This is a genomic window from Persephonella marina EX-H1, assembly GCF_000021565.1.
Taxonomy (GTDB): Bacteria; Aquificota; Aquificia; order Aquificales; family Hydrogenothermaceae; genus Persephonella; species Persephonella marina.
Map to the genome: position 1 here is coordinate 1,708,131 of NC_012440.1, position 18,692 is coordinate 1,726,822.

Genomic DNA, 18,692 nt, shown 5'->3' on the forward strand with positions numbered 1-18,692 from the left:
TAAGGAAAATACTATGTTTTTTAAAAAAAGTAAAGAATGTATAAATGAGTTTTTAGGTTATAGGGGGACGGAAGATCTTTTCTTTACAGAGAATAACGAATCCATCAAAGATATCTCAAGGGAGGATATAGAAAGGGAGTTCAGAAATCTCTCATTTCTGTATTTCTCAAGGAAGATAGAACAGATCTTTAAAGATTACTTTCTAAAAGTAAAGATAAACCAGATAAGGTTTGCACTGGCTTTTGGTTTATTTTTATACTCAATCTTTGCCGTTCTTGATTATTTATTGTTCCCACAGGTGATGTACGATCTTTGGGTCGTAAGGGCTTTTGTTGTTTCAATAGGATTGTCTGCACTTGCCTACTCCTATGTTTCTAAAAATAAAACCTTTCTTGAGTTTTTTGTTTCTGTTGTTATTTTTATCGGAGGAATGGGTATTCTACTGATGATAATCCTTATAGATTTTTATGAGGAGAAGGCACATATATACTATGCTGGACTTCTCCTTGTTGTGTTTTTTGCCTACACATTTTCTTCCATAAGACTTCTTTACGCTGTAGTTCCATCAATATCCGTAGTTATAGCTTACCTGATAGCTGATATCACATATATAAAAACTGAGAAATTTATTCTTATAAACAACAGTTTTTTCCTTGTTTCGGCAAATGTTATGGGGATATTTGCAGGGTATATGCTGGAGTATTTCTTCAGGAAAAACTTTCTTCAGTCGTTCCTTATATTTTTAGATAAGAAAAAGACAGAGTATCTGAACAGAAAGCTGTATGAGATGACAATAACAGACGAACTTACAAAGGTCGCTAACAGAAGGTTCTTTCAAGAAGCTGTTGAGAAAGAACTTAAAAGGGCATACAGAGAAAGATACCCTGTATCACTTCTTATAGTGGATGTTGACCATTTTAAAGAGTACAACGACTCTTTTGGACATACCGCAGGTGATAGATGTCTATGTAGTGTTGCTGAGATACTTAAAAAATACAGAAAGAGATCCTATGATCTTGTTGCAAGGTATGGTGGAGATGAGTTTATTGTCGTTCTGCCGAAAGCTTCGGAAGATTATGCGATGAATGTAGCCCAGATGATAAGGTCTGATGTGGAAGATCTGTGTATAAAACATATAGAGCCTTTTAACAGGGTTACCGTTTCCATAGGTGTTGCTGTTCTGAATGGGAAAAGGATAAAGGGGGTAACAGTAAAAAACCTGATAAATACAGCGGATAAAGCTCTTTATATTGCGAAAAAGGAAGGCAGAAACAGGGTGGTAAAACTAGATATTTAGTACAACATTGTATATACCTTTTACAACCTCTGACATCCTCTCAAAATCAAGTGTTCCTATTGTGTCCGTTCTTCTGTGGTAGTTTGGATTTCTGTAAAATGCTGTGTCAGTTATCATAACAGCGTTGTATCCAAACTTCCAGAAATTCCTGTGATCTGAAAAATCAACACCTAAAAGAAATACAGGGGCATTTATTGAGTAAACAGGTATAGATGAACCTTTTTTGATAAGTTCTTCAACTCTTTTTGTTATCTTCTTCTGTCCCATCTTTCCCACAACACCAATAAAATTACCTTTATCTGGATAGAAAAACTTAAAAAATGGTAGAGGAAACTGCTGTGAGTCAGGTTCATCAGAAAAATATCCTATCATCTCAAGGGACAGCATAACCTTTATCTTTGCTTTTTCTTTGTAAAGAGTTTTTGCGTGTATATAACTTCCCATCTTATCGGTTCCAAAAAATGGAGGCTCTTCAAGTGTGTAGGCCACAAGGTCAACTCTGTGTTTTAATTTAGGTCTATATAGTTTTAAAAACCTTCCGATCTGTAGAATACCTGCTACACCACTTGCGTTATCATCTGCACCTGGTGTATCACCTGCAACATCGTAATGTGCTCCCACAATAACTCTTTCCTCTTTTTCTGTATTGTATGATGCGATAATATTACTGTACTTTCTTGAATTAACATTGTATGTCTGCACAGTTATCTCAAGATCTTCAAACTGGGAGATGATATACTCTGCTGCTCTATCAAGGGATCCAACATTATAAAAATTTCTGAAAGGTCTTATTTTACAAAGCTGCTCAACATCCGTGTAAAGATTTCTTGTTATATTTCCGTCCATTATACACTTATTTTAAGTCAAAAAATGATATAAATCAGTGATTTTTATTTAAAATATCTTTAATATTTTTATAGAAATTAAGATTTAGGAGTCTGAAATATGTTAATAAGAAAAGAGGACTTTCCAAAGGTTGCTTTATCAAAAATGAATGAAATTCACAGTACGGAAATAGATATTGTTAACAGCCTTTATGATGCTGTAGTTAGATGTATTGAAGGAAAGGAAAGCGTGGAAACTGTGGATAAACTTCTGAGAGAATTCCTGAATGATGTTAGGGAGCATTTCAGCTTTGAGCAGGAACTTATGGAAAAGTACGGCTTTTTCGCCTATCCTATGCACAAAGGTGAGCATGATAATGTTTTAAGGGAGCTCGCATCTGTAGAGAGTATATGGGAGGAAAAGAAAAATCCTGCAACTATAAAGGAGTATCTTGAGAACTACTTTGCTCCATGGATTGTGAACCACGTCCAGACGATGGATACTGTTACAGCGATGTTCCTCTCAAACTTTGTTCATGCAGAATGATCCTTCTTAATTCCGTAGCCAACTATATGGTAATTAACAGGTATAAAGGGGCTTTTAAATCTGACATTTTTAATATATGCATCAGGAAAGTATCTTCTTATAACTGATGCTGTGTCCCTTTTTATATCACACCCTTCAAAAAGCCATTTCCATGCTGGCTGAAGTATGTTTTGAACGGAGTATGTAAAACTGCCCTCAGGAGCAACAACATGTTCGATGAATACAAATATCCCACCAGGTTTTAATACCCTTTTTATCTCCCTCAGGACTTTACTCTGAGATTTAACACTGCAGAGAACAAGTGTTGACACGACAGCGTCAAAACTGTTGTCTTCAAACGGTAGTTTTTCACCAACGCCTTCAATAATATGTAACTTTATATCAGACCTAACTGCTTTATCTTTGAGGTACTCAAGCATCTCCTTACTTGGCTCTATAACCGTGAGATCCTTTACTTTTTTGTAGTAATCTAGGTTAATTCCCGTTCCAGCTCCAATCTCAAGAACTTTTCCTCCAATTCTGTTGAAAAGCTCTATCTTGTGTTTTCCGTACACATTTTTCATATACCATTCAAGATTTTTCATAAAAACAGCATTAAATCTGCTTTTACACCTACAGGTCATACTAATTCACCTCCAGTTTACCTTCTTTTATTTTAATGAAATCTTCAAGATAACTGTACTTATTTTCATCAAAACTGTAAATTTTGCAAATATCTGTAAACTCACAGTAACCACAGCTTTCTGATTTTGTGTACGGAACAAAAAACCCATCCTTTAACATATTAAGTATTATATAGATCACTTTATCAGTTTTTTCATCAATCTCCTTGTCTAACTGTGTGGAGACCTCTGAGTGGTTTTCTTTAATAAAGAGGAGACCCAGTTTTTGTACATCTTTCCCTGAACTCTCAAGAAATTTTTTATAAATAACAAGCTGGAGATACTCACCTTTTAGCAGGGCTTTTCTCAGATCATCAATCCTTTTCTTTCCTGTTTTATAGTCGTATATGATATATTTACCATTTTTTAAATCCCTGTCAGCTCTATCTATCTTTCCTGTGAACTTAAATCCATAAATATTTACAGATCTTTTCATTTCAATAACTTCAGGTATGTAAATGTTTCTTATCCTTTCAAGATCTTTTATAACAAACTCTGTTAATATATCAGAAAGCAATAAAACTCTTTTTTCCTCAAATATCCTTGCTGAAGGTTTCAGTTCTTCAAGTAAAGGTCTAAACTTCTCCTTAACAAGGGCAGGTATGATCATTCTTAATCTGGATTTGTCCTTTATTCTTTTTCTGTATACAAACTCAAGTATCTCATGTATAGCCGTTCCTTCTTTATCTGGAGGAATTCTTTCTGTATCTACAATCTCAAAAGTGTCCGGATTTATCACTGAGCTTAAGAAAAATCTGTATGGACAGTCTGAAAATGTCTGGAGCTTTGAAGGTGTAAGCTTGATGTATTTGGGATTTACATTTACATATCCTTCATACTCTGTTATATACTCAGACTCTCTTTTTATATGTGCCTCAACCACTTTTTTTAATAGGTTATCTGTATTTATAAGATGAGCCGCGTTTTTAAGTCTGAACTCTTTTAATGTGGTTATCTCTTCCGGGTCTTCCAGTTTTAGGGTATCTCCATTCTCAAAGTATGATCTTCCGTAGTTTAATCTTAAAAGTTCCTCAACTAATACTGATGGTGAAAGATCGTTTCCTTTATCGTCTCTGTTTTTGTAAGATATATAAATGTTTTTTGAGGAGTTAAATATTGATATAAATGTTATTATCTGCTGCCAGTAGGATGCGTTCAGCTTGGGAAGACCCTTCTCTTCAAGTTTTACCCTGAGAGTGTTATTAATAACAGGATCATCTTTAATGATGGAAGGGTACTTTCCCTCGTTCATATCAACAAAAAACAGGTAATCAAATATAATTCCTTCAGATATGTTTGGTGTTCTTATCTGAACAATATCTCCTTTTAATCTCCTATCAATATCTTCTTCCTCAAGGTAGTGCAGAAGTATACTGTTGAACTCGGAATATGTAATCTCAGGGTAAAGCTTTTTCAGTACATGGTTTAACTGAATGTTCTCAAGTATATTGAGGAATTTTTCAGTATGTTCATTTTTCTTAAAAAATCTTTCTATTATATCTGTGTAGTTCTGTATAAGATCATTTAAAGATCCCCTTTCAGGAATTTTTTTAATGGATCTTAACAGATCTATTATACCGTTGTACCCTTTATCACTCAGTAATTTTATAATGCTCTCATACCCCTCTTCGTAGGAGTTTTCTATCAGATCTTTTTCAAATGAAGATATATCTATATCATCAATATTGAGAATCTCTTTTGATATGCTGTTGAGAAGGTCAATCTTTGAAAAGTTGTTTTCTTTCAGGCTGAATAATAAGAACATCTTTTTAAAAGGTAGCTGATCAATAAATCTGTTTTCCTCTGAAAGATAGTAAGGGATGTTGTACTCCTGAAAAACAGATTTTATGTCCTTCAGATAGCTTCCAAGATCGTTTATCACCACTCCAATTTTATACCATCTCGTATTTTCTTTAATCTTTAGGATGCTTTTTGCTATCTTTACAATTTCGTCCCTTTTACCTTTTGATACTATAAACTTGATGTTCTTGCATCCTATACCTTCTTCAGTTATAGCTGAGGAAAACATAAGTGATGTCAGTTTCTGGTCTTCTTTTTTTATACTCTCTGTATATGTTTTAAGTCTGAAGTTTTTAAAGAACTCAAAAGTGGATCTGAGGTAAGGGTTTTTTTCAAAAACTGAATATCCGGGATTTATCGGGATATAAACAGATGATCTGTTTTTAAGCAGTGATCTGAACATATCTCTGTCTATCTCTGTCAGAGAGTGGAAACCAAAAACAAAGAGGAAGTCTGTTTTATAATCCTTCAATGATGCTTCTGTGATTATATCTTCTCTATCTTTCAGATTTAAGTCTGCCAGTTTTCTCTGGTATTCTTCGTATACCTCTTTTAATCTTTCCCCTTCAGGAAGATCCTGAGGTTCTATTTTTGATTCTTTTAGTTTCTGAATAGTCTCGCTGTATGCTCTGGATAGGCCTTCTATATGGATATCCTTTTCTTTAAGTATACTATCTATCAATATCTCCTTCTCAAGATTGTTTATAGGCTCTTTCCCTGTAAGCTCCCTTGCGATATCAAGTTTTGTGAAAAATTCAGCGTTGTATAAAAGACCTAAGCTATCTGATAGATACTCCTTTATAGCTCTTCTCATATTGTTAGAGGAGATTATAAATGTAAGCCTGCTCTCAGGATTCACCTTTCTGATATTTTTAACTGTATCAGTCAGCTTTTCAAAAAGGAAGGGGTAACTTCCTGCGTATATCACAGAGCCCTCCTAACCATAAAAGATGATTATATAATATCAGAATTGATTCGAATCTATTCAGGAATACTTAATAGAAAGACACACAGAAAGGCCTGTTTATATAGAGTGTCAAAAACCTGTAGTTCCAGAAAAACCGGAGTCTATCCCATATAAAATCTTTCGTGTTCAGTTTGAAAACAAGTATTACTACTGTGCTGATGTTGAAAATGCAAGAATAATATCTGAAAACTGGTTAGGATATAAGAATTGGTGTGAGAGTCTGGAAATAAATTTAAAAAGGAAAATCCACTAATGAGGTGGAGGGACGGCTACTTCCCCTCATACCGGCATCGGATTAACCGAAGCCGCCGCTGGCAACGCCGATTTTCCAGCTGTCACCTCATCAGTGGTTAATTAAAAAATAAATCCTTATACTGAGAACTGCCATCCTAAACTATCCCAATTTTTTGGACAAACTGAAAATCAGTTTTTTAATGTGTCTGGGACACTTTTTTGGTTATTGATAATCAAGGATTTGCGAAAGTGGGGTGTCCCATTTTTTTGGAAATTTATAAAATTTATAATTTCCCAATTTTTTGGGACACCTATTTAGTTATATTCCATTTTATCACAATTTCGGGAAATATAGGAAAATAAAGGGATATAGCGGGATAAGTTTTTTTATTAAATTAAACTGTCCCATTTTTTGGGGAAACTGTCCCATTTTATTTGGATAAAAACGGGGTAGGCAGGATTTGAACCTGCGATCTTTGGATTTGGAGTCCAATGCTTTTCCTGGCTAAGCTACTACCCCATTATATATTTTCAGCGATTAAACTCCAATCTAATTTTTCTAATTCTTTTGGAAGTTCCTGAGCAATTTCTTTTGAGTTTGTTGCCTGCGTATTGATAATAATTTGTTTAATTACCACAGTTGTAGATTTTTTTTCGGTTTTCTTTGTGTTTTGAACAGGATAGATAGGAACTTCAGTGAAATTGTTTTTGCTCTCTTTGAACGGGTTTGATAAATTATCAGCTAAACCGGACATCAATTTTAGAATTTCATTTTCTTTTCCAAGGATACCAACTTTTAGTCCTTCCAGGGCGAATAATCCTATTTCCATAAATACTTTAGAGGGAGACTTTATGCCTAAAAACTCTTTTATTCCACCTACAATGTTTTTACCAATGTTTTTTACTGCTTCTACTGGTTTTGAAATCATAGATTTTATTCCATTTAAAAGTCCTTCAATTATACTTCTGCCTATGTCAAATAAGTTAAAGTTTTTTAGAAATTCTTTTATTGTTTCAAAGGGATGTATAACTGTATATATAAGTTTGCTTCCAAATTTAATAGCTTCTGTGATTAGATTTATCAAACCTGCAATGAACTCGGCTATTATAGAAATAACAGATACAAGAGTTTTTCCTGCAAGTATTCCCATTCTCGCAAAGATTATAAATGCACTGTTATCGGGGTTATATTTAAATCCAAAAACTTTTGCTATTGCTTGAAAAACCGGTTCAAGTGCTCTGGCTAAATTTGAAAAAGCATCTTTTAAAGGTTTTATAGCATTTGAAATATCACTAAAGCCTTCTTTAAAACCCATCCAGAAGGCTTTTATTCTGTCAAGGTAAAGGAAATTATAGATTGCTTTAAACAGTCCTTTAACTTTATCCCAGTTTTTATAAACAAGATAACCTGCTATAGCTATTCCTGTCAGAACCGCACCTACTGGAGTAAAAACAAAGCTAATAGCAGCCATTGTTAAACTTCTTAAAGCAATTACTGATGTTTTAATACTATTTGTTAGTGCCATAAAAGCGGCTTTTGAAAATGTAGATACTCCAGAAGATAGATTAAGTTTAGCGATAGCAACATTAAGAGAAGGAATTAATTCTTTTTTGACTATATTGCTAAGCTCTATAATTTCTGATTTTAGATTTACAAAACTTAAAATCCCTTTTGTTATCCCCATTCCAAGTAAACCGATTGTCCCAAGAAGTCCACCTATAACCAGTGTTAGAATCCCGAATGCTCCTATTGGTAAGAGAATGACAGAAGCTAATGTTTTATGGTGATTTATGAATGTAGCTATTGGTGAAAGAATAGCACTGAAAGCCTGTATCATCATATTGAGTGGTGGTAAGAATACAGATCCTATTAAAGATGCTATGTTTTTTATGTTATTCCAAAGTAGCTGGAGCTGTGCAGCTGTAGATTTTGTTAATGCTTCAAATTCTTGTTGCATAGAACCTGCTTGAGCCCCATCTTGAACCTCTTTTATTTTCTCTTTTAGTCTATCAAGATTATTCACAAGGATTTGTATCTTACCAACATGTTCCAGACCAACCCAATCTTTTAAAAGCTGTGTTTGTTTTGTTGAGTCCAGTCTTTTTACTGCATCTAAGACTTTAATAAGAGCCTCTGAAGGATTCTGTTGTTTTAATTTCATAAATTCATCTTTAGTCATTCCAATAGCAGACAGGACATTTAAGAATCCTTTATCCATTGCTTGGGTTCTGGTTAAAAGTGTTCTGAATGAGGTTGCTGTTTCTTCTGAAGAAATACCTGCTTCTTTAATAACAGCTCCAAATACTGCTGCATATTTTGCTTCTATCCCGAATGCTTTTGCTGTAGCACCAACTCTTTTCAAGATATCAATAATATCTTTGGCAGCTGCTCCCATTGTGTTTGACAGGTAATTAACTGTATCACCAACTTCCTGCAAAGCCTGGATTGTTGGAATAGCAAATGCATTTTTTATTTCTCCAAATGCTTTTCCTGCTTCTTCTGGAAGCATATCAAATGCAAAAGCAGCCTTTGATACCATTTCTGTAAATTCTATAAGCTGTTCTTTGGGAATTCCCATCTGGGAGAGTGAAGCAGATAAAGCAAATATCTCGTCTGTTGCTATTGGAATTTGAGAAGACATTTTTATGAAAGCTTCTGTATATTTGGAAAGCTGTTCTTCTGAAGCTCCTACAACTTTATTGAATTCATAAACCTGTTTTTCAAGCTGAATAGCTGAGGCAACGGGCAGGGCAAAAGCTGCTGTAATACTTCCACCTAAGATAGCCAGATCCTTACCAATATTTGCAAGCTTGCTTGAAGTTTTGTATAAACTGTCCAGAGATTTCTGGACTTCCTCAGAAACTTTTTCTATATGTTTTAGAGGCTCAGATATCTTATCTATTACCTCAAAGATTACTCCGACCCTGAATATATCATCAGCTCCAAACATCATAATCCTCGAATTATTTCTAAGATTTCTCCAATAACTTTAATCTTTGCTTTTTGGAGGAAATGTTTCCCTTCTATTTTTGTCTGCTTTTTCAGGACAAATAATGGAATAACTTGTTTTTTCTTTGATGCCATCAGAACATTATTTTTAATGAATATGTTAAAACCTTGCTTTTTAAGTACATCTATAAAAGCCCTTGGAGAACCATACTTTTCAGTTTGCTTTTTTATTTTTTTGTTCACTGGAATAGCAAGGAATTTTGCATTTATAGGTTTTATAGTTGCTCCATGTTCCTGTGCAGGTCCATATTCTACATTAGTTCCAACTGCAGACCAGTTATCTCCTATTTCTACTTTTATACTTCTTCTTAGGTGTCCTGTATCAACGGGAACCTCTTCTTTTGCATACTTTTCCGCTCTTGCTGCCACTTCTTTCAGAAATCTTCTTTCCTTTTCTTTGAATTCTTTTACCTTTTTTTCTAATGCTTTGTGAAACCTTTCAAAACCAAAAGTCCCTGCCATTATGCATTTTCCTCTTGCCAGTTATTCTCCGGATTGTAATCTGTGTCTTCTGCTTCACTTTCAACCAGTTGTGGTAGATAATCCTCAATAATTGCTTTAGCTTGCTGCTCGTTAATTATTCCTGCTGCTACAAGTTTTGAAATACTATCAACTACATCTTTAAGGTCTTTTTTGTAAGGCTCAGGGAATTCCACTTCTGTTTCGTAGGTATTGAATTTATAGCCTTCATGCAACTCTAAAAGCTTAAGTATAATCCTGTTTGCATCCTGAAGAGCCTGTTTCCATATAAGCTGTCTTCTTTTTGTTTTTCTGATTATTGGGTGCATTTGTTCTTTTACTGAAGCAAGAGAGGAAGGAGTATGAGCTCCTAAAAGGAACTCTGGGGTTTCAGATAATATGACAATGTTATAGAAAAGTATTTCAAGGAAGTCTTTTAATTCTCCGAATGGTCTGGAACTTTCTAAGAATTTAGCTTCACTATCTTCGGGAAGAAGTAATGCTTTATTCATATCCCAGTTTTTTATCTGTTTTTCAGCTGCTTCTGTATCTCTTGTGATGATAACTGGGGTTGGTGTTCCGTGATATTTAAGGTTTTTTCTTGCAGCTTCTATTGTATCGCTGTAAGCCTTGATGGCTTTTATGGTGGCTTCTGTTATATCCCCAGTTCCATATAATTCCCCTGCAAATCTATCATAGGCAATATGGATAAGAGGAATTTCTTTTAACTTGTTTTCTACTCTTTTTACTAATCTATCATCTTTGTATGTTTCTATAGATGCAGAGGTTAATCTTGTTGTAATTTTTGTCTGGCTAACGCCTTGTAAGTCTGGGTTGATTATATGGGTAATAAGAGCTTCTCTGTAGTCTCTTATGTCTTCAGGATTTGGGATTATGGAAACTTTACCGGGGAAGACAGTCATTATATCAATACCGTTCTTGTATCCTATAAACAGGTAAGCATTTCCAAAAAGTGAAGCATCTCTACCAGCAGATTGAACCTCTTCCAGGTTGTTGTTCCAGATTTTTTGGAGAATACTTTGAGCCTCTGGATCTTCACATTTTATAGAAAAACCATCTGCAAAAATGAAAGATGCTGATATATTTGTTATAGCTTTTACAAAAAACTCTTCTCTGTAATACTGTTTTAGTTTTTCAGGGTCAAGCTGGGAGTAATCATCTTCAGCTATTTTACTCCAAAGAGAATCAATCAGAGCTGGTACTTTTCTTAATGGAGTCTTAAATATATCAAAAAATCCCATAGTTCACCTTTTGGAAAATACTTTGATAAAAGATTAATTCTGGTGTAAAAGAATTGTTAGGACAGGTTGGACAAGGAATGTCTATTAGTTTATATTTAAAATAAACTGTAAAAGAGGTATAGTTAATGAATATTTATGATAAAAAATACATAAAAGATTACATTAAAGAACAGTTAAGAAGTTTTTACGAAAAACATGGATGGAAACATCTGGAAGTTTTTTTGGAAATTAATGTGGTTAGATATAAAGGATTTAGAGTAAGCGTTAAATTTATGGATGATAGAGGGGAAATAAAATACATTGAGCGATTTTTACCTGAATTTGAATTAGAAAGGGTTTTTTCAAAAGATATTGCTATAACAATGTTTATGGATTCAATAGTTTCTTATGTTATTAATGAATATGGAAGAATACATCCTGAAGGAATATATGTGAGACAAATTATAAATGAGCCGATTAAACCTGAAGATATGTCCTCAGATATCCTTAAGTTTTTCATAAAGTAAAGGTGCATTATCTTCTGCGAATCCGAGTATAAACTCATAGACTCCTGGTTCTGTTATTGTTTCTTTATGCTTTTGAAGGATTTTCTCAACAAAGTTTTCTAATTCAGTATCTCCAGTTCTTAAAGCTCTTTCCATATCATAAATATCTACTCCAACAAATTCGTCAATATCTATATCCTGCTTATAAATAAACTCTAAAGCATCTTTAATCTGCTTTACTTCTTTATCTTTTACCTTCACCATCACCAAGTTCCATAAAAGTTTTATTTCCTTTGTGTTTTTCTAAACGTATTTTTAACTGCTGTATATAATTTACAACTCTTTCTTTATTGGTGCTACCTTTTTCCTTGTCAACTTTGAAAAATGTTCTAATTTTCAGTGTATCTTTATCTATTATAGCTATAGTTCCAGTTTTATATTTTGTGAACATATACTTCCCTGTATCTTTATTTCCAACATCATCAAGATAGTAAACACGATTTGGATTTTCTAAAGTTTCTTTTAGAACTTTATCAAACTTTTCTTTGTAGTAAGCTTTTCTGTCTTCTCTTAAATTTTTCCATGATACTCCAAAAAGATTTGGAATGTGTTTTTCTAATTTTTCTTCTTCGGTTTGCTTTTTTACCCAGCTTGGAATTTTATCCTTCCTCACATCTTTCAAAATTTTCCTTGTGTTTTTGATATGCCTTTTCTTCTCTTTTGAAAACTGTATCTCTTTTTCTGAAACAATAGGTTTTTTCCCTATCTGGGCTGGAGATATTGCACATGTGCAGTTTGGGTGTAGTGGTATATCTCCTCCTACATCAGCTTCGTATATAATCCCACATCGCGCTTGACATTTAGGGCAGGGGGTTTTACCACATAGCCACTTAACTTTGTTTATTCCCATTTTTTTGTAGTAATGCAAAGATCCATGAGTGTAGGCTCTTGCTGTTTCTGTTCTTGCAATTATTAAAGCTCTATCGTAAACATCTCTGAATACTTCATTTGAAGGAAGTGGTGTTTTGGCAATCCTTCTTGCGATTTTATAAACAGACTCTCCCTGAAGCATGCCAAAAGATACCTGTTTTTTTATCTTATTGATTAGGTCTTTAGAAAGATTATCAGAAAAAACCATTGAATAGGCTGTCAAAAAACTAACTGCCTCTTTTGGAACTAAGAAAAAGCTTTCTTTTATCTGCAGATCCTTGACTGATTGTTTGAAAACTTCCTTAAATGTTTCTTTTATCTGGGGTATATCTTTTTCTTCTGCCTTTTCTACTATTTCTTGAAATGCTTCTTTTAAACTCTGTGAAACTTCCTGCAGACTCTCTTCTGCAATTTTTTTCATTAAATGCTGGGACGGTTTTTCAAGAGTGTTCTGGATATCTTTTTCTATTTCTTTTAACAGATTTTGCAGTCTCCAGTTTTGATATGGTGTTTCTTCCTGATTTAGGAGCTTTTGTGAAATTTCTTTTTGAGCTTCTTCAAGAAGTTTTACATACTCTCTGGCATATTGATTACCGCTTCTTAGTAATTTTTTCTTTGCTTCTTTTGCTTTCTTCTGGATTATATTTTGTATGTTAGCCATAATACACTTTCAGGTAAGTTTTGATTGCAACCTTTTCAGTTCCTACATAGTAGTCTTCAAGCTTAATAGCTATATACTGCTGATTTAGAACTGTGATTATATCTCCAGCATTAATGCCAGCATCAAAGGGAAGATAGGTAACGGCGTCATATTCTTCTGAAAATCCAAATTCATCTGTGTTTGTGGATGTTATTTTTGAGGTGAAATAGCCATTTACTATACTCTGGTCGGAAAGAGTTATAGGAACCTTTGGAAAAGGAAGGCTGTCAAATATTTTTCTAAACAGGTCTGGTTTTAATCCCATTTTGGTTCCTCTTCAGGAAGGGGAACTATTTTCACTGTAGAGCCTGTTTCTTTTTTTAGCTTCTCTTTATAATCTGCAAGAAGCGTCTTTAAGGCTTCTAATCTGCTGTTACCCTCTACTTTAAGGTCTCCTATGGAAGCTGATTGAATAGCAGAGATTTCTATTTTTATCAGCTCAATAACAAGTTTATAAAGGGCTATCTTTTCTGAAGGCTCATTTAAAAACTCATCTGCAAGTGTTTCAGTTGTGGTCTGGTCTGCAAAAGGAAGTCTAACTAATGCTTTCTGGACAAGAGATGTTTTATCAATAGCCATAGGAAACCTCAAAGAAGAGGGCAGGAGCCCTCAGAATTAGAGAGTAATTCTTATTCCGTATTTATTAGAAAGGACAACACCGTTATATCTCTCTGTATAAGCAAGAAGTATTTCTTGAGATGTTATGTCAAAGTCTCTATCTACCTGCAGGCTCTGTCTGTGCTGGTAGTACTGGTCTTTTTTCGGAATTACAAGGTCAACTGGTCCTGTAGGGTCATAGTGAACTGTATCTATTATGTCAAAATCAAAAGTAAGCCTTTCTCCTCTCTGTCCTGCTACAGTGGAATCTTTTTTAGCCTGAATAAGTTCTGCTGCTACTTCAACAGGTGCTATAACAACAGGTTTTCTGATGCTGTCTTTTTTGAGTTTTCTTAGGAGTTTAGCCCAGGCAGTGTTAAGTGTTTTTATCCAGGATGTTGCATAAGCTACAGTGTCGTAATTTGTTTTCTTTATAAGACCATACATGGCAGCAGCTTTATCAACCACAGCCTGTTCTTTCGCTTTTCTTGTTGCATCCTCTATTTTCCACCATTTATTATCTTCAAACCAGACCTTTAAAAGAGCTATTCCAGCAGCATAAGTAACATTTCTTACTGTAACTGTCTTTCCAGATGCCATGTGTGTAAACTTTACTCTCGCACCGGGTTTCAATTCTTCAAAAGTAATTGATTGTTCTCCTGATTCGTATGTTTCAGATTCAGATGTGGACTGAATGGTGTTGAATATTCTCATCCATCTATCGTCATACTCTGGGACCACATCTTCATCAACTTTAACGACAACAGGTTTGGGTGGCTTCATTGCTTCTGGTGGATATTGGGTGGCAGCCTGAAGTTTTTGCTGCAGGTATTTTATACCTTGCTCTCTTGGAATAGGAAGACCATCAGGACCATAAAGACCAGCCTTCATATAGCTATCTACAGATTCAATAAATTTTGCCTGTAGTTTTTTATCAGCAAGAATAACTGCAGCCTGTATTTCTCCATTTACTATGATTCCCATTTTTTATTTAACCTCCTTTAATAAAGTTCTGGCATAAGTGTTACTAAAACTTTAGTTTCACCTGCTGCTTTGCCAGCGAAAGCTTTCCCTATTTTGGGGTTAGTGGTATCAGCAGAATCGTAAGGTTTTACACCACCATTTCCATCGTATTGGAGCAAGTCCCCTGATGCTATTGCAACAGTAGGATCTGCTACAGGAAGTTCAAAAACACCTCTTGTCATAATTATTCCTTCCTGCCCTGCAGGTATATCTGTATAAGCAACCCCAACCCAATTTCCAATCTTCACAAGAGAATTCGCAGTTATATCAGAAGTTCCTGTGTTTTTAACTAAAACCCTGTCATCTCTTTCATACTTAAGCATTTTCTAAGACCTCCTTAATACTTGATAAATGGATTATCTTCTGTTTGTGTGTTGTCATTTGGATTTGGAATAGTAAATCCAGCCTGCATTTTTGGAAGTTTTTCTTTAAATGCAGCAGTAAGCTTGTCAATTTCCTCTTTTGTTTTTGCTACTTCAAGGCTTGCTTTAAGCAGATCTCTAACTGTGTCTGGAACTTCAGAGAGTTTTTCTGTTCTGTATGCCTGAATCTCTGCTTCTTGTTTTTCAGCCTGGAGTTTTTGAATTTCTTTTTCCTTTTCCTCAAGACTTGCTTTGAGAGTTTGGATCTGCTCATCTTTTGACTTTAGCTGGGACTCAAGCTCTGTGTTTTTTGCAAGTAGTTTTTTGATTTCTTCTTGCATATCTAAATCCTCCTTAGATTTTTTTGCATCTAATCTTCTGTTATTTGGCTCTGCTCCGGCTAAAACCAGAGAAAGTTCAATAGGTTCAAATTCATTGATTGTTACTACTCCTGTAGCTTCATCTACCGTGTAGTTTGTGATATAACCACCGATGGAAACTTCTTTGATAGGAGTAGGTTTCATTTTTGCCAATGCGACAATTTTTTCTTCTGCTTTAGGAATTCTTACATAAGCTATCAGCTCACCATTCACTACTTCAGTACTGGCAACAACACCTACAATGTGAAATACACTTTCTCTATGATCAGCAAGGAGAGGTTTACCTTTTAGTTTTTCAGCTGTGAGATTTACGGCTTCTGAGGTAAAGGTTGCATCTGTTGGTTCATAGTTTATAAGTGGTCTAAATACAGTGTTTTCGGAAAGTGCCACAAATGGAATTTCAATATATTCGTCTGTTTCCTTTAGCTTATATTTCTGATTAGTTTTTGCCGTAAGTTTCAGGTTCTTACTCATTACTCACCTTTCAAGAGTTTTGATAAAAAAATAGAACGGGAAGATAGAAAAAGTTAGGACAGGTTGGACAGATAAAGTGTTGTAGTCAGTTTTTTATCCTCATATGTATGAATAACTGTTTCTACAAGATATTTGTTTGCAAGTATATCTACAATGTGAAGAGGGTATATATCAAAAAGAGGTTTTGTCAGGTAAAGTTCCATGTGGTCTTTTTTAGGTATCGCTAATTTTATTAAATCAGTTGTTATTTCTGCTTTATAGTCCTTATGAAACTTATCTTCATTTATATCGTGAAAATGAAGAACCCCATCCATATCAAAAAACCAGATAAAGTTTTTAAGATTCCATGTTTTTTGAACTCTTCTCAGTGCTGTATCTATTGATTCATTCCATATAGGAAAATGATGTTTCTGAATAAATGATTTTTCTGTGAATGCTACTTCGTACTTTACGATAGAGTTTATTATTTCTTTAGGAGTAGTTTTATTGAAGGATTTTGTGATTCTTTCATTTACCAGCTTTATATATTCATCTTTTGCTTTTATAAATATAATTCTCTTGTTTGAAATATCTGTAACATAACCTTTAAAGACCGGATAAAGTTCTTTGTATCCAAGATAAAGTTCTACCCTGTCATCTAATTTTGCTTCAATTTTGGAAACTTTAAGTTGACAATGCTGAGTATGGAATCTTGCGGACTGGAAGACTTTAAATTCCAAAAGATTTTGAGTTTCCTCTTCGTCTCCAATAATAAGTTTAAAGTTGGCTTTGTATATCATTCTTCAACCTGTGGAAATTCTTTTTTGTAAAGGAAGAGAGCCATACCTCCCAGCTCTCTAAACTCTTCAAAAGAGGATGGCTTTCTATGGAAGTATTTCATTATCAATGTTTCAATAAATAGAAGACCGTCATTTTCTATTTCTGTTGCAAACTTTCTGACTTTTTTATTTCTGCTTTCACCTCATCCTCAATTGTTTTAACAAGTACAGGGAATATTCTGATAGCAATAAGAGGAAAACTTTCCAGAACATTTTTCATCTTTTGAGATTCCTCTACCGAGTCAATAATAGCTTCTTTCATTTTTTCTACCAGTTTTATTCCTCTGGCATTCTTGAGCATTTCTTTTGTCTTTTCATAGTTAAAGCTTTTTAGTGTAAATTCTTCAAACATCTCTATTTCAAGTTCAGGGTCATAAACAGGAACATAAAGTTTTTCATCTTCTATATAAGGATCTTCTTCTGTTAGACCTAAATGCTGACCTATTATTACAGCAACTCTATCCCTAACAAGTTCTGGAGAGTCTTTTAGTTTTGTTCTGTCTCGTGGGTCAACAGCTGAAAAAACAAGAACCTTTGATGCTTTTTCTGTCTTTCCTTTTCTATTGAGTTCTATAAATGCGTTAATGTCTTTTTCTGAAGGTGTAGAAAATCTAAAGGTGAAAGTTTGTCCTTGATACTGGATATCAAGCTCCATGTTTTTACCTCACTGATTTGTTTTGATAACAAGATAACCTTTAGGGATGATCTATGTTAGGACAGGTTGGACAAAAAAGCCCCCTATTGCAGGGGGCAAGGGGGGAGTTTAGGGGGAAGGGGGATTAGAACGGAACGTCTTCGTCAGACGGTTCAAAAGAAATATTTTCAACTATATTTAATAGTCGTTCAAGTTCGTCAATCGTTAACTGTTTTGAACTTTCTTTCCCAAATTCTTTAAATATAATCTGTTTAATTTCTTCATTGGATATGTTCTTTTCCTGTGCCACTTCTAAAATAGATTTTAGTAAACCTTTTCTTTTATAAGCTTCCTCTATGTAATCCCTTACTTCTTTCCAGATGTAGTAATTATCTGTTTCTGATAGAGTACCTATTGAGTATTTATCATTTAGTAACTTGTAGTAGTTTATACCCGCTTCATCAGCAAGGAATTTTAATTTATCTTCAAGAACTGTGAGGAGCCTATCAGCTATATCTGAAGCTTCAGATTTCGTTAATTCTTTGGAGCTTTCTTTTCCGGTTTTCTCTCTTAGCCAGTTTTTAAACTCATGGTCATAGAAATCCTTACTGATTAGATTAGCAATAGCATGTAGTATTTTCACTTGTTCCTGTGTTATAGGTTCTTCATCATCTTCCTCATTTATGAATTGAGGTTCTTCGTCAATTTCTTCAACAGATGTGTATCCAGCCACATTGAAAGCTTTTCTTAATGCTCTGTTTACAGCTCTGGTTTCTGCCATTTCTTGTGGATTAGATTTCACTGCCCAACTTTTTTCGTTTGTAGATGCTTTTCCCCATCCAATATAAGGCTCCTTCTGACCTTTCAAATAAACTTCTGCTCTCCATAGATGTATATCTTTTGGGTTATTCCCTAAGAAGTAAGCTTTTCTCTCTTCTTCTGTAGCAGGTCTGGTTTTTATCCCCTGAAGTTTTCCAGAATTGTGGGCTATATGTAATAGTCCAGCGTTAGTTATATAAAGCCTGTCTTGAATAATTGTTAAGTGACCCAATATTGGATTGAGTCCAAGCTGCTGTGCCGCCAAAACTATTAATGCCCTCTGTTCATTTGTGTAAGGTTTCCCTTCTCTGTCTCTAAGTATAAGCTGACCAGCTTGCTGCATAAGTTTATCATAATCAACATTTCCCATTAATGCTGTTGGTGGTGCTAATGTTTTTGTTTCCATGG

The 18,692-nt window shown here is 34.4% G+C and carries 19 protein-coding genes and 1 tRNA gene; 3 read left to right on the forward strand and 17 right to left on the reverse strand.

Translation table 11 applies throughout. The features are described from left to right. Nucleotides 1-13: 13 nt before the first annotated feature. A complete protein-coding gene (locus PERMA_RS08750; RefSeq protein ID WP_012676533.1) occupies nucleotides 14-1,297 on the forward strand; it encodes a GGDEF domain-containing protein in 1,284 nt (427 codons plus the stop codon). Here the strand turns inward: PERMA_RS08750 and PERMA_RS08755 are convergent. Beyond that, nucleotides 1,286-2,143: a M28 family peptidase gene (locus PERMA_RS08755; protein WP_012675685.1), complete on the reverse strand. Its 858-nt coding sequence runs from the start codon at nucleotides 2,141-2,143 to the stop codon at nucleotides 1,286-1,288. The genes PERMA_RS08750 and PERMA_RS08755 overlap by 12 nt on opposite strands. 99 nt (nucleotides 2,144-2,242) lie before the next feature. On the opposite strand from PERMA_RS08755, the gene PERMA_RS08760 reads away from it, so the two are divergent. After that, nucleotides 2,243-2,668: a bacteriohemerythrin gene (locus PERMA_RS08760; RefSeq protein WP_012675489.1), complete on the forward strand. Its 426-nt coding sequence runs from the start codon at nucleotides 2,243-2,245 to the stop codon at nucleotides 2,666-2,668. Here the strand turns inward: PERMA_RS08760 and PERMA_RS08765 are convergent. From PERMA_RS08765 to PERMA_RS08790, 6 genes are all read right to left on the reverse strand, one after another. Then, on the reverse strand, nucleotides 2,656-3,291 hold the full coding sequence (locus tag PERMA_RS08765; RefSeq protein ID WP_012676815.1) for a class I SAM-dependent methyltransferase: 636 nt from the start codon (nucleotides 3,289-3,291) through the stop codon (nucleotides 2,656-2,658). The genes PERMA_RS08760 and PERMA_RS08765 overlap by 13 nt on opposite strands. A gap of 1 nt (nucleotide 3,292) precedes the next feature. Next, on the reverse strand, nucleotides 3,293-6,058 hold the full coding sequence (locus tag PERMA_RS08770) for a PD-(D/E)XK nuclease family protein (protein WP_015898866.1): 2,766 nt from the start codon (nucleotides 6,056-6,058) through the stop codon (nucleotides 3,293-3,295). Between the two features lie 719 nt (nucleotides 6,059-6,777). Next, nucleotides 6,778-6,851 (reverse strand) — tRNA-Trp (locus tag PERMA_RS08775). Nucleotide 6,852: 1 nt separating this feature from the next. Continuing rightward, on the reverse strand, nucleotides 6,853-9,282 hold the full coding sequence (locus PERMA_RS08780) for a phage tail tape measure protein (RefSeq protein ID WP_012675733.1): 2,430 nt from the start codon (nucleotides 9,280-9,282) through the stop codon (nucleotides 6,853-6,855). Further along, the gene (locus PERMA_RS08785) at nucleotides 9,282-9,803 is read right to left on the reverse strand and encodes an HK97 gp10 family phage protein (RefSeq protein ID WP_012676680.1); all 522 of its coding nucleotides are present in this window, start codon (nucleotides 9,801-9,803) and stop codon (nucleotides 9,282-9,284) included. The genes PERMA_RS08780 and PERMA_RS08785 overlap by 1 nt, the downstream gene beginning before the upstream one ends. Further along, on the reverse strand, nucleotides 9,803-11,062 hold the full coding sequence (locus PERMA_RS08790; protein ID WP_012675650.1) for a phage portal protein: 1,260 nt from the start codon (nucleotides 11,060-11,062) through the stop codon (nucleotides 9,803-9,805). The genes PERMA_RS08785 and PERMA_RS08790 overlap by 1 nt, the downstream gene beginning before the upstream one ends. Nucleotides 11,063-11,187: 125 nt before the next feature. On the opposite strand from PERMA_RS08790, the gene PERMA_RS08795 reads away from it, so the two are divergent. Beyond that, on the forward strand, nucleotides 11,188-11,568 hold the full coding sequence (locus PERMA_RS08795) for a hypothetical protein (protein ID WP_041530928.1): 381 nt from the start codon (nucleotides 11,188-11,190) through the stop codon (nucleotides 11,566-11,568). Here PERMA_RS08795 and PERMA_RS08800 read toward each other — a convergent pair. The 10 genes from PERMA_RS08800 to PERMA_RS08845 form a co-directional block, all read right to left on the reverse strand. After that, nucleotides 11,539-11,811 (reverse strand): hypothetical protein, encoded by a 273-nt coding sequence (locus tag PERMA_RS08800; RefSeq protein WP_041530929.1) that lies wholly within the window; start codon nucleotides 11,809-11,811, stop codon nucleotides 11,539-11,541. The two genes, PERMA_RS08795 and PERMA_RS08800, sit on opposite strands and share 30 nt — an antisense overlap. Continuing rightward, nucleotides 11,792-13,138, reverse strand: a complete 1,347-nt coding sequence (locus PERMA_RS08805; protein ID WP_012675433.1) for a hypothetical protein — start codon at nucleotides 13,136-13,138, stop codon at nucleotides 11,792-11,794. Before PERMA_RS08805 ends, PERMA_RS08800 begins: the two co-directional genes overlap by 20 nt. Next, nucleotides 13,131-13,442 (reverse strand): hypothetical protein, encoded by a 312-nt coding sequence (locus PERMA_RS08810; protein WP_012676247.1) that lies wholly within the window; start codon nucleotides 13,440-13,442, stop codon nucleotides 13,131-13,133. The genes PERMA_RS08805 and PERMA_RS08810 overlap by 8 nt, the downstream gene beginning before the upstream one ends. Next, the gene (locus PERMA_RS08815; protein WP_012675629.1) at nucleotides 13,433-13,756 is read right to left on the reverse strand and encodes a hypothetical protein; all 324 of its coding nucleotides are present in this window, start codon (nucleotides 13,754-13,756) and stop codon (nucleotides 13,433-13,435) included. Before PERMA_RS08815 ends, PERMA_RS08810 begins: the two co-directional genes overlap by 10 nt. A 36-nt stretch (nucleotides 13,757-13,792) precedes the next feature. Continuing rightward, entirely contained in the window at nucleotides 13,793-14,758 is a 966-nt protein-coding gene (locus PERMA_RS08820; protein WP_012676544.1) for a hypothetical protein, read from the reverse strand. 17 nt (nucleotides 14,759-14,775) lie between these two features. Then, nucleotides 14,776-15,120 carry a DUF2190 family protein gene (locus tag PERMA_RS08825; RefSeq protein WP_012675565.1) on the reverse strand — a complete coding sequence of 115 codons (345 nt, stop codon included), beginning with the start codon at nucleotides 15,118-15,120 and terminating at the stop codon, nucleotides 14,776-14,778. A 14-nt stretch (nucleotides 15,121-15,134) separates the two neighbouring features. Beyond that, nucleotides 15,135-16,013 (reverse strand): coiled-coil domain-containing protein, encoded by an 879-nt coding sequence (locus tag PERMA_RS08830; RefSeq protein WP_012676454.1) that lies wholly within the window; start codon nucleotides 16,011-16,013, stop codon nucleotides 15,135-15,137. A gap of 53 nt (nucleotides 16,014-16,066) precedes the next feature. Continuing rightward, nucleotides 16,067-16,792, reverse strand: coding sequence for a hypothetical protein (locus PERMA_RS08835; protein ID WP_012676080.1), 726 nt, complete (start codon nucleotides 16,790-16,792; stop codon nucleotides 16,067-16,069). A gap of 136 nt (nucleotides 16,793-16,928) precedes the next feature. Further along, nucleotides 16,929-17,486, reverse strand: coding sequence for a hypothetical protein (locus PERMA_RS08840; protein ID WP_012676753.1), 558 nt, complete (start codon nucleotides 17,484-17,486; stop codon nucleotides 16,929-16,931). Nucleotides 17,487-17,610: 124 nt separating this feature from the next. Then, entirely contained in the window at nucleotides 17,611-18,690 is a 1,080-nt protein-coding gene (locus tag PERMA_RS08845) for a recombinase RecT (protein WP_012675465.1), read from the reverse strand. Between the last annotated feature and the right edge of the window lie 2 nt (nucleotides 18,691-18,692).

Bases quoted from the DNA above. Each gene is read 5' to 3' on its own strand.
- PERMA_RS08750 (WP_012676533.1), top strand. From the start codon at position 14: ATGTTTTTTAAAAAAAGTAAAGAATGTATAAATGAGTTTTTAGGTTAT.
- PERMA_RS08755 (WP_012675685.1), bottom strand. From the start codon at position 2,143: ATGGACGGAAATATAACAAGAAATCTTTACACGGATGTTGAGCAGCTT.
- PERMA_RS08760 (WP_012675489.1), top strand. From the start codon at position 2,243: ATGTTAATAAGAAAAGAGGACTTTCCAAAGGTTGCTTTATCAAAAATG.
- PERMA_RS08765 (WP_012676815.1), bottom strand. From the start codon at position 3,291: ATGACCTGTAGGTGTAAAAGCAGATTTAATGCTGTTTTTATGAAAAAT.
- PERMA_RS08780 (WP_012675733.1), bottom strand. From the start codon at position 9,282: ATGTTTGGAGCTGATGATATATTCAGGGTCGGAGTAATCTTTGAGGTA.
- PERMA_RS08785 (WP_012676680.1), bottom strand. From the start codon at position 9,803: ATGGCAGGGACTTTTGGTTTTGAAAGGTTTCACAAAGCATTAGAAAAA.
- PERMA_RS08790 (WP_012675650.1), bottom strand. From the start codon at position 11,062: ATGGGATTTTTTGATATATTTAAGACTCCATTAAGAAAAGTACCAGCT.
- PERMA_RS08795 (WP_041530928.1), top strand. From the start codon at position 11,188: ATGAATATTTATGATAAAAAATACATAAAAGATTACATTAAAGAACAG.
- PERMA_RS08800 (WP_041530929.1), bottom strand. From the start codon at position 11,811: ATGGTGAAGGTAAAAGATAAAGAAGTAAAGCAGATTAAAGATGCTTTA.
- PERMA_RS08805 (WP_012675433.1), bottom strand. From the start codon at position 13,138: ATGGCTAACATACAAAATATAATCCAGAAGAAAGCAAAAGAAGCAAAG.
- PERMA_RS08810 (WP_012676247.1), bottom strand. From the start codon at position 13,442: ATGGGATTAAAACCAGACCTGTTTAGAAAAATATTTGACAGCCTTCCT.
- PERMA_RS08815 (WP_012675629.1), bottom strand. From the start codon at position 13,756: ATGGCTATTGATAAAACATCTCTTGTCCAGAAAGCATTAGTTAGACTT.
- PERMA_RS08820 (WP_012676544.1), bottom strand. From the start codon at position 14,758: ATGGGAATCATAGTAAATGGAGAAATACAGGCTGCAGTTATTCTTGCT.
- PERMA_RS08825 (WP_012675565.1), bottom strand. From the start codon at position 15,120: ATGCTTAAGTATGAAAGAGATGACAGGGTTTTAGTTAAAAACACAGGA.
- PERMA_RS08830 (WP_012676454.1), bottom strand. From the start codon at position 16,013: ATGAGTAAGAACCTGAAACTTACGGCAAAAACTAATCAGAAATATAAG.
- PERMA_RS08835 (WP_012676080.1), bottom strand. From the start codon at position 16,792: ATGATATACAAAGCCAACTTTAAACTTATTATTGGAGACGAAGAGGAA.
- PERMA_RS08840 (WP_012676753.1), bottom strand. From the start codon at position 17,486: ATGGAGCTTGATATCCAGTATCAAGGACAAACTTTCACCTTTAGATTT.
- PERMA_RS08845 (WP_012675465.1), bottom strand. From the start codon at position 18,690: ATGGAAACAAAAACATTAGCACCACCAACAGCATTAATGGGAAATGTT.